This window comes from Faecalibacillus sp. MSK20_93, from assembly GCF_020589945.1.
In the GTDB taxonomy this organism is placed as follows: domain Bacteria; phylum Bacillota_I; class Bacilli_A; order Erysipelotrichales; family Coprobacillaceae; genus Faecalibacillus; species Faecalibacillus intestinalis.
In genome coordinates, this window is record NZ_JAJDKA010000171.1 from 1 (window position 1) to 406 (window position 406).

Annotated in this window: 2 protein-coding genes; both read right to left on the minus strand. The window is 46.8% G+C overall.

The genetic code is table 11. The annotated features are described in order from the left end of the window. On the minus strand, window positions 1–194 hold a 194-nt coding region (locus LJD34_RS16220), incomplete at its 3' end, for a hypothetical protein (RefSeq protein ID WP_412531095.1). 56 nt (window positions 195–250) lie between these two features. Then, on the minus strand, window positions 251–406 hold a 156-nt coding region (locus tag LJD34_RS16225), incomplete at its 5' end, for an ATP-binding protein (RefSeq protein WP_173751492.1).

The window sequence follows — 406 nt, forward strand, 5'->3', positions numbered from 1 at the left end:
ATACCGTCCAGCCAGTTCCACGGAAGCCACGACCAGCTATTATCCACATAAAAATCAAGCTGGTAGTTGGAAAGGGGATATTTTGAATAAAGATTTTCTGCGTTTATGGTATCGTCCACAAGCCCCGTCGCATGAGCCACCGTCCCCAAAAGTGAAAGCAGGATAAGGGAGAGTGCCACCACGAACAGAGCCATTTTGAGAAAGTGGAAAATCTTCCTTTTTGTGAACGCACCTTTTATCCTTTCTTTCATCACTCCACCTCATTTCTCTGTACGGGCGGTCTGGTATCAAAGGCGTGTAGCAGTTCTTCAAAAACGGGGTGTATCTGTACCACACCGACACGCCCGTATAAGTCCTGCAATAAGCATTGTCCGTTCTCCAAATCACGCAAGCGTTTCTGGTTGTT